This is a genomic window from Paraeggerthella sp., from assembly GCF_048427265.1.
Taxonomy (GTDB): domain Bacteria; phylum Actinomycetota; class Coriobacteriia; order Coriobacteriales; family Eggerthellaceae; genus Paraeggerthella; species Paraeggerthella hominis.
This window is the reverse complement of record NZ_DBFOSR010000108.1, coordinates 1-8,632: the sequence shown is the minus strand read 5'-3', so window position 1 is coordinate 8,632 and position 8,632 is coordinate 1. Positions and strand designations below refer to the sequence as shown.

7 protein-coding genes are annotated in these 8,632 nt (G+C 63.6%); 1 reads left to right on the top strand and 6 read right to left on the bottom strand.

The features are described from left to right. Window positions 1-21: 21 nt before the first annotated feature. Complete coding sequence (locus ACMNI9_RS09585) at window positions 22-1,302, bottom strand: sensor histidine kinase (protein ID WP_231088258.1); 1,281 nt, start codon at window positions 1,300-1,302, stop codon at window positions 22-24. Window positions 1,303-1,363: 61 nt separating this feature from the next. After that, window positions 1,364-3,040 carry a LuxR C-terminal-related transcriptional regulator gene (locus ACMNI9_RS09580; protein WP_114567328.1) on the bottom strand — a complete coding sequence of 559 codons (1,677 nt, stop codon included), beginning with the start codon at window positions 3,038-3,040 and terminating at the stop codon, window positions 1,364-1,366. Window positions 3,041-3,245: 205 nt separating this feature from the next. Between ACMNI9_RS09580 and ACMNI9_RS09575 the strand changes: the two genes are divergently transcribed. Further along, the gene (locus ACMNI9_RS09575; RefSeq protein WP_114567248.1) at window positions 3,246-4,739 is read left to right on the top strand and encodes an FAD-dependent oxidoreductase; all 1,494 of its coding nucleotides are present in this window, start codon (window positions 3,246-3,248) and stop codon (window positions 4,737-4,739) included. 150 nt (window positions 4,740-4,889) lie between these two features. Here ACMNI9_RS09575 and ACMNI9_RS09570 read toward each other — a convergent pair whose 3' ends face one another. The 4 genes from ACMNI9_RS09570 to hypA form a co-directional block, all read right to left on the bottom strand. Continuing rightward, the gene (locus ACMNI9_RS09570; RefSeq protein WP_114567249.1) at window positions 4,890-6,404 is read right to left on the bottom strand and encodes an FAD-dependent oxidoreductase; all 1,515 of its coding nucleotides are present in this window, start codon (window positions 6,402-6,404) and stop codon (window positions 4,890-4,892) included. 146 nt (window positions 6,405-6,550) lie between these two features. Beyond that, window positions 6,551-7,369, bottom strand: coding sequence for an NAD(+) synthase (gene nadE, locus ACMNI9_RS09565; RefSeq protein WP_114567250.1), 819 nt, complete (start codon window positions 7,367-7,369; stop codon window positions 6,551-6,553). Between the two features lie 104 nt (window positions 7,370-7,473). Further along, window positions 7,474-8,127 (bottom strand): hydrogenase nickel incorporation protein HypB, encoded by a 654-nt coding sequence (gene hypB, locus ACMNI9_RS09560; protein ID WP_114567251.1) that lies wholly within the window; start codon window positions 8,125-8,127, stop codon window positions 7,474-7,476. Between the two features lie 3 nt (window positions 8,128-8,130). After that, the gene (hypA, locus tag ACMNI9_RS09555) at window positions 8,131-8,514 is read right to left on the bottom strand and encodes a hydrogenase maturation nickel metallochaperone HypA (protein ID WP_114567252.1); all 384 of its coding nucleotides are present in this window, start codon (window positions 8,512-8,514) and stop codon (window positions 8,131-8,133) included. Window positions 8,515-8,632: the final 118 nt, after the last annotated feature.

The following is an 8,632-nucleotide window of genomic DNA, read 5'->3' as shown; positions in this document are numbered from 1 at the left end:
ACGCGCACCTTGCCTCCATCGTTACGCTCCATGCTGCGCCTCCGCTCCCTTAACCGGAATGCTGGCCATCACGCGGAAACCGCCTTCCGCGGCGTTGCCTGCGGAAAACGTTCCGCCCAGCAGATGAACGCGCTCGGACATTCCCGCAATGCCATGCCCCGCCCCGTCGGCAGCCTGGGGAAGGCCGTCGCGCAGCGCAAGCGCGCCGACAGCGGGCTCGAACCCGCGTCCGTCGTCCTTCACCGTCAGGCGCGCCTGCCCGTCCTCGATCGCAAGGCGAATCGAAACCTCGTGGGCGCCCGCATGCCTGACTATATTGGTTGCCGCTTCCCGCGCTATGCCGAACAAGGCCATGTCGACGTGCGCAGGAACGCCGGCACGATCGTAGCCCGCAGCGTCGAGGCGCACCGAAAGCCCCGCGTCGCGCAGGTACGCGGCCAAGTCCTCCAGCCTATCCGTCCCCGATGCCGGCGCCGTTTCGGCCGTCTCGTCGCCGTGCCGCAGCACCCCGATCATGCTGCGGATGTCGTCGAGCGCCGTTTTAGCCGTGGCCCGCACCGTGGCGACGGCCTCCTTCGCCGCCGCAGGATCCACGTCGATCAAGCGCTCGGCGGCAGCGGCCTGGATGCTCACGGCCGACAGCGAATGAGCAGTGATGTCGTGCACTTCGCGCGCAATGCGCACGCGCTCCTCCTCCACGCGACGCGCGGCCTCCTCTTCGCGCGAGCGCTCCGCTTCGAGCGCCCGCTGCTCGGTGGCTTCGACGTACGCGCGATGCGTGCGGTACGCATAGCCCGCAAGGGCGGCGGCCAGCACCAGCGCGATGTTTTGGAACCGCGTGAAAAACGTCAGGCTGGCGGTGCGCGAGGGCGCGTCCATCAGCAACAACCCCGCAACTGCCACAACCGCCGCAAGCGCCGCCTCTGCACGGCCGCGCTCGTTGGCTATGGTGTACACCGCTATCACGGGCCCCACCACGGTCAAGGAAAACCCGCTGAACGCATTCTGCAATCCAAGAAACGACACGAAGCAGAACAGGAACACGGGCCAGGGAAAGCGCCGGCGCAAAACCAGCGGCAACGTGGTGATGGCAAGCGCCACGAACACCTGCACGTTCGGCACCACGTTCACCATGCCCAGGTACTGGCGCAACGCCAGATCGGGAATCACAATCGACGAAGCCGTCAGCATGAGCTGCGCGCTTCCGAACAAAAACGCCAGCAAGGCGACGGCCGCGTCAATACCCCAATCGCGAGGCGTCATCGAACGATTATGTACTAGATAGTTATCCATGCGTGCCATACTACGCGACCTTGAACACGCGCGCCATACACCAGCAGGCGTACTGCAGGGAACAAAACCGTTACAGACGAGGCGACTCCACCAAGTCGATCAACTGCTGACGCGTGTGGATGCCCAGCTTGGAATAGATGTTGCGCACGTGGCTGCGAACGGTATTCTCGGTTACGAACAGCGCTTCGGCAATATATGCCTTCGTGCGGCCCCGCGCCAGATAAACCAGCACCTCCGCCTCGCGCTCCGTCAGGCCACCCTCCCGAGCAACGGCGGCGCAGCGCGATTCAAGCGCACGCTCCCCTTCGGACGCCGCATCGGCCTGCGTCGCCGCAGCATCCGCCTGCGCAGCCGCAAGCGCGCCGTCGACGCCCGGCCCGTCCTGGCCAGCCCCTTCGCGGCGGCGCTTCCGATCCCGCGAGAAGAACACGAGCGCCATGCACAGCGCGTACAGCACCACCACGATAATCACCAAAAAGCGCATGGTGTGCTCGCCTTCGTCGCTCGGCCCGCCTCCCGCAACCGCCGCAGCGAACCCGCCCAGCAGCGCAACGGCCAAGAACACGCGCGCGACGCCCATCGTCACGCCCATGAGCACGTACGGAGACACGCGCCGCACATGCGCGACCTCGGCCACCAGGTACGTGATCAAAAGCGCCACGAAGTAGTAGCTACCCAGCAAGAGCATGTAGAACACCAGGTTGTACATTTCGCTGAGAAACGGCAGGAACACCAGCATGGCGGCCAGCACCGGCATGATGACGCGCGACACCGTCGACACCTTCGGCATGCGGTGCATCACGAACACGACGAAGCAGAACACGATGATCGCGCCCACAATGGCCCCGGACGACACCTTGCCGGAGCCTTCGAAGTCAAGGGATCCCGTCAGCATGAAGCTGTTCAAAAGCCCGATAACGGCTTCCAGCACGAAAAACGCCACTACGGAATCGCCCAACTCCAAAAACGCATCGCGATACGCGGCAAACCGCGCGCGGAAAGAAGCCTTGTCCTGGCCGCCTGCGCTTGCGCCCGCGCCTGCTCCTGCATCCGCATTGACGCACGCGGGAGCGCCCTCGCCCTGCTCGCACGCACGCGCATCGCCCGCGGCGGCCTCGGCACCCGCGGGCGGCGCTCCCTCGGCGCACACGTGCGGCAGCGCACGACGGACGAACCGTGCGCACAGCGCCGCTACCACAAGCAACACGCAGCTCAGCTTCATCTGCACGTCGGGATCAAGCGGCGTCAGCTCGGCCGAAACCACCACGTTCAACAGCATGCCCAGCGCAATCTGCGTAACGATCACGCTCGGCTTTTCCGCTGAGAACACTTCGATCCAAAACAGCGAGAGCATCACCGATCCCGCGCCGTACAGCACACCCGGAATCAGCAGAGCCATGTCGGCAGGAAGCGAAAGGACCACTCCCGCAAGGGCGGCAGCGTTAGCGGCAATCAGAAGCCCCGTCGGCAACACGTAGGGCATGGAGAACGCCTTGAGCCGACCGGTCAAAGCAAGCAGCACGGCGATGCCCGCGCACACGACCACCGAGCACGCCACCACCACGTTGAAGAACAGGTCGGGAACGAACAGAAACGGCGACTTCACGAACGCGAAGGCCGAAAGGTACGCGCTGGAGTTCACGCCCCGGTACAATCCGAAACCCAAAACAATCGCGGCAGAAAGCACAAAAGGACGCACGCTCGCGCGTGACGAATGCGTTTCTTTTCCCCGGCTTCTCTCCCTCATGCTCTGCATGATACGGTATGGGCAACCTTCCCACCAGCAGAAATTCAAACCCTCCTGCAATATAGTCCGAAACGGACGGTGACGGAACAAGCCGGCATCCGTATGGTGAACCCCGTCGCACAGCAACGGCGACGCACAACAGGAGGAGCCGCAGCCAACCGAAACCATGCTCGGTGCAGGATGCGGCCCAAGGAGGGAGACCATCATGGAAACAAGCATGAATCGTCGTAATTTCTTGAAGGCGGCCATCGCCTCGGGCGCCGTCATCGCCGCCGGCGGCGCGCTTGCCGGATGCGCCAGCAACAACACGGCGGGCAGCAGCACCGGCGCGGAGAACGTGGTAGGAACCGCCCCGGTTTCGTTCAGCGACGAAACCGACGTGCTCATTCTGGGCACGGGCATTGCCGGCATGTCCGCAGCCATGGATCCGGTGGAAGCCGGCCACAAGGTCATGCTGGTGGACAAGCTGGAGCGCGTGGGCGGCGAGAGCTTCATCGCCTGCGGCGTTATGAACGTCGTCGGATCGAAGATGCAGAAGGACGCCGGCCTTGAGGTTGACCCCGAGACGAACTGGCAGAAGTTCCTCCCCATCCTTGAGAAAAAGGGCGAGACCGATGACATGGACTACAAGCACAACGTCTACGTCTACCAGACCGAGTGGGCCGACCGCGTAGCCGCCGACTACGGCGCGGTGTTCCAGCCCATCACCGACTACATGGGCACGGGCGCGCCCACGTCCATGCTGCTGCCCGGCAACGGCATCGGCGACATGCAGGCCGTGCTCACGCCGCTGCAGAAGGGCCTGGAGAAAAAGGGCGCCACGTACAAGCTGAACCTGCGCGCCACGAACTTCATCGTCGACGGCGAGGGCGCGCCCATCGGTGTGCGCTTCAACGACGAGAAGAACGGTAAGACCGTCGACATCAAGGCGAAGAAGATCATCGTGGCTACGGGCGGATTCTCCTGCAACCAGGAAATGGTGTCCACCTACCTGCCCAGCCAGGCTCGCCTGGGGCCGCTGACGGTCAACTCCATGGGCGAAGGCCATCAGATGTGCAAGGCGCTGGGCGGCGTGTACACGCACATGGACATGGAAGCGAACCGCATGAGCGACCTGGCGCAGGTTACCGTTTGGGGCTACTTCTCCCCGCAGGTGCAGGTGACGCCGCAGGGCCGTCGCTTCATCAAGGAGGACCAGAGCCACGACTCCCCCGACGCCGCCGCCAAGCTGGGCTTGGGCTTCTGGTGGACCATTTTCGACGACCAGGCCATCAACAGCAGCCAGAAGTGGAACGTCGAGATGAACATGAAGGGCAACGCCGATCGCCTGGTGGGCCCGTGCTCCACCCTTGAGGAATTGGCCACCGCCATGGACGTTCCCGCAGCCAACCTGCTGGAGACGTTCGCCCGTTACGACGAGCTGGTAGCCGCCGGCGAGGACACGGACTTCAAGAAGAAGCTGTTCCTGCAGTCGCTTTCCGCTCCGTACTACGCCATGAAGCACTTCCCGTACCGCTACAAGACCCATGGCGGCATGAAGATCACCACCGACAGCCAGCTTACGGACAAGGACGGCACCCCCATCCCCAACGTGTACTGCTGCGGCTCCACCGTGGCCGACAGCGGCAGCGACCTGTCCCCCAACGCCGGCAGCGGCTTGATCAGCGGCAAGGCCGTCGTTGAGGCTCTGAAGGCATAACCCGATTCACACCCCTCCCCCTCGGAAAGGGCTCGAGCCCTTCTTTTCAATCGAACAAGACGGGAGGAAACCGAACGCCGCCCGCGCAGACCTGCCGCACAGGGCGCGCCGCGCATTCAACGCGCCCTGTGCGGCGCGAAGCCCTGGCGTTTAGCGAGCCGCCTCGAGCGCCGACACCACGGCCTCGCCCACCAGCATGCCGAACGCACCGTTCGAGGCCAGGCCCTCTCCTCCGTTCGCAGCCACCGACCCGCAACAGTACACGTTGCGGATGGAAGCCCCCGACGTACCGGTCAGGCGACCGTTTTCGTCAGTCAGCACACCGCCGCGCGTGCGGTAGCGAACGGGAAGCTGCTTGATCGCGTAATAGGGAGCCTGCAAGCTTTTCAAATTCACCGTACGGCCGAAATCGTCGTCCTTTCCAGCCGAAACCAGTTTGTCGAAGCGATCCATCGTAGCTTGCAGCACGTCGGCTGGAACCCCGATTGCCGCGGCAAGCTCGGCCGCGTCGTCACAGGGCCCCACCAGGCGCTTCGCGTATTTGCTGGTCATCTGAGCGGCGCTGCGAGACTGCGACCCGTCGCTTATCCGCTTGTCGAACACCGTCCACCAGTACCCGCGATCCTGGCTGAAGCACGCGTTCGCCGGCGCGTTCACGTCGTCCTCGCACGCAAAGCGACGCCCCTGCGCATCCACGATCAGCGTGGGAGCGAACATGCCCCAGGCCGACACTTGCGGCAAGTCGCTGGTCAAAGGCAGGGTCCCGTCCATGCCCGACAGCTGCCCGCCGGCCCGTCGGCACAGCTCCTGGCCTTCTCCCATGGAAGCGTACGTGAAGCAACCCGCCCTGAGCAGCGCGGGGGCATGAGCGCTCACCAACGGCTGACTGCTGGCAAACCCGCCGGTGGCAACCACTACCGCTCCAGCCCGAACGTCGACGACCGAACCGCTTTCCTCCACGAAAAAGCGCATGCCGCACACCACCGCGCTTTCGTCCAGGATGAACGCGACCGCGCGGTACCCCGTCTGGAACGCCGCGCCCTTGCTTGACAGGCCATCGCGCAGGGGAACCATGACGGACTGCATGTCGCCCAGACCGTTTTTCGGCAGCATGACAGCGTCGTTAACGCCCTCCTTCCCGTAGGTGGACGGGTCGGCGAACTGCGCACCGTAGCTCTCGGACAGGCGGTCGACCCATCTCGGGGCGGCTAGGTACAACGATTTCGCGAAATCGAGATTGCCCACGCCTGCAGCGGAAAGCTCTTTCTTGCGAGCCGGCCACGCGTCTTCGGCACTTTGCGCGAAACCCGCTTTCTTCTGCAGCTTGCTGCCGGCCACGTGCATGATGCCGTCCGCGTCGTAGCTTTCGCCCCCCAGCAGGCTCAACTTGTCAACCACCATCACCTTGTAGCCAGCCTCGGCAGGGGCCATGGCCGCAGACAAACCGGAAACGCCGCTGCCCACGATCAGCACGTCGACCGAGTTCGAAAAGGAAACGGGCGGCTGCGCCACCACCGTGGAAACCTGCGACGCGCCATCGGAATCGGCCGAGGGCACCAGCGTGTTCGATATGCGCTCGACCGACGAGCATGCCCCCAGCACGCCCCCAGCGGCGAACGCGGTAGCGGAAAGGCCCGCAAGCTTGAAAAAGGCGCGGCGCTCCATGCAGCAGGCTCCTTCGTTTCGAGGTAAAGGCACGAATCGCCTCCGAGTATAGTGAGGCCGCGTTCGCTTGTCGCGACATCCTTGCCAGCCGCCACTCAATCTTCGCAAAGCGCGAAAACGGGTCGAGCGTCAGCTCGGCTTCGCGCTCACTCGTAGAACGAAACAGCAGGCGACGGCGGCTCCAACGCCCGCTTGAACGCCGTAGCGCGCACCGTGGCGAGCACGCGGTCGACGTCCCCTTCGGCAAATCCCGACTCCTTGAGGGCGGCGGCGTCCTGGCCATGTTCGACATGGGCCAGCAGCAGCTTGTCGAGCGTCGCGTAGTCGATGCCCATGCTTTTCTCGTCCTCTTGATCGGGAGACAGCTCCGCACTGGGAGGCTTGGTCAGCACGCGCTCGGGGATAGGCGGAACCTGACCGTTCGACGCGGCTTGCGCGTTGCGCCAACGAGACGCCGCGTACACGTCGGTCTTGTACAGGCCGCCCAAGGGAGCGAATGCGCCGGCCATGTCGCCGTACAGCGTGGAATAGCCCATCATGGCCTCGCTCTTGTTGCCCGTGTTCACCAGCATCCAGCCATGCGCGTTCGAAAGCGCCATCAAGCACGTCATGCGGCAGCGGGCCTGGGTGTTTTCAGCCGCAAGGCCCCGCAGCTCCCCTCCGCAGGCTTCGGCAAGCGCGCGCTCGAAAGCCTCGTACGGCTCGCAAATGGACACGACGCGCGACTCCATCCCCAGATTGGACGCAAGTTCCTGGGCGTCTTCAAGAGAGTGCGGCGTCGAGTAAGGCCCCGGCAGCAGCACGCAGTGAACGCGCTCGGCACCGAACGCGTCTGCGCACATCACGGCCACCAGCGCCGAGTCGATTCCGCCCGACAGCCCTATAACCACATCGGAAAAGCCCGCGCCCTCCACGTACTCCTTCAGAGCCTTGACGCAAAGGCGATACCGTTCGTCAATGTGCATGATAGCAACCCTTTCATCCGCGCTTGTCCGCCCAGTATGAAAGCCCTTTGTTACATCGGTGTTGCCAACCTCCAAACCGGGGCGGCGCATCCCGAAAAGAGGGCCTACTGGATTGCGCGAATGCGATTCGCCAGCCATTCCGCCCATTCCTCCACGCCGTCGCCCTTCGTGGCGGCAATCGGGAAGATGGGAGCCTGCGGATTCAGCTGCTTGACGGACGCCTCGAACGCATCGCGGTCGAAATTGAACACGGGCAGCGTGTCCACCTTGTTGAGGACCACCGCTTCCGCCGCTTGGAACACGCCCGGGTACTTGAGGGGCTTGTCGTCCCCTTCGGGCACCGACAGGATCATAGCCTTCATGTTCTCGCCCAGGTCGAAATCGGTCGGGCACACCAGGTTGCCCACGTTCTCCACGATGATGAGGTCGAGCCGCTCCAAATCGAGCACGTCGACGGCGCGCTTGATCATGGCGCTTTCCAGATGGCACGCACCGCCCGTGTTGATTTGCACGGCCGCGATGCCCTGCGCCTTTATCTTCTCGGCGTCCACGTTGCTGGCGATGTCGCCCTCGATGACGGCAATGTTGAACTCGTCGCGCAAGGCGTCGATGGTAGCCAAGATGGTGGACGTCTTGCCCGATCCGGGGCTGGCAAGCAGATCGAGCACGAACACGTGGTTCTCCGCGAAACGTCGACGCAAGTCAGCTGCCAGCTGGTCGTTTTTGTCGAGGATGGGCTGCTTCATGTCAATCTGCATACGTTACTCCTTGCCTTCCGCTTCGTCCTCTTCGCCTTCATCGGGAATATCCACTTCTATGCTGTCGATCTGTAGTTCGCGACCCGCAATGAGCTTGGTCGTGAAGCTGTTGCACTCGGGACAGAGCAGGTGGAACCGGTCGTGCTCGAACTCAGCACCGCATTCCAGGCAGCGCGACTTCGGCTTGACCATAGTGATCTGAAGCTCGGCGCCCTGCACCATGGTGTTCTCGGACAGCGCCTCGAACGCGAACACCAGCGCGTCTTCAATGGCTTCGGTCATCTCGCCAACCGAAAGGTTGACCTTGAGCACGCTGGTGGCCCCGGCTTGCTTCGCCGATTCCTGAACCGCTTCCATCACGCCCGTCATGATCCCTAATTCGTGCATGCCGCTCCTTCGCACTTGTTTTTCGTCCCCGCCCATAGTATCCGAATGTTCGCGGCGCGCGAAGCCAAGATGCGAAGCCTTGGCGCGAACGCCACTCGGAATACGCAAACGGCCTGCC

Coding starts and splice junctions, on each gene's coding strand:
- ACMNI9_RS09585 (WP_231088258.1), bottom strand. CDS start 1,302: ATGGCACGCATGGATAACTATCTAGTACATAATCGTTCGATGACGCCT.
- ACMNI9_RS09580 (WP_114567328.1), bottom strand. CDS start 3,040: ATGAGGGAGAGAAGCCGGGGAAAAGAAACGCATTCGTCACGCGCGAGC.
- ACMNI9_RS09575 (WP_114567248.1), top strand. CDS start 3,246: ATGGAAACAAGCATGAATCGTCGTAATTTCTTGAAGGCGGCCATCGCC.
- ACMNI9_RS09570 (WP_114567249.1), bottom strand. CDS start 6,404: ATGGAGCGCCGCGCCTTTTTCAAGCTTGCGGGCCTTTCCGCTACCGCG.
- nadE (WP_114567250.1), bottom strand. CDS start 7,369: ATGCACATTGACGAACGGTATCGCCTTTGCGTCAAGGCTCTGAAGGAG.
- hypB (WP_114567251.1), bottom strand. CDS start 8,127: ATGCAGATTGACATGAAGCAGCCCATCCTCGACAAAAACGACCAGCTG.
- hypA (WP_114567252.1), bottom strand. CDS start 8,514: ATGCACGAATTAGGGATCATGACGGGCGTGATGGAAGCGGTTCAGGAA.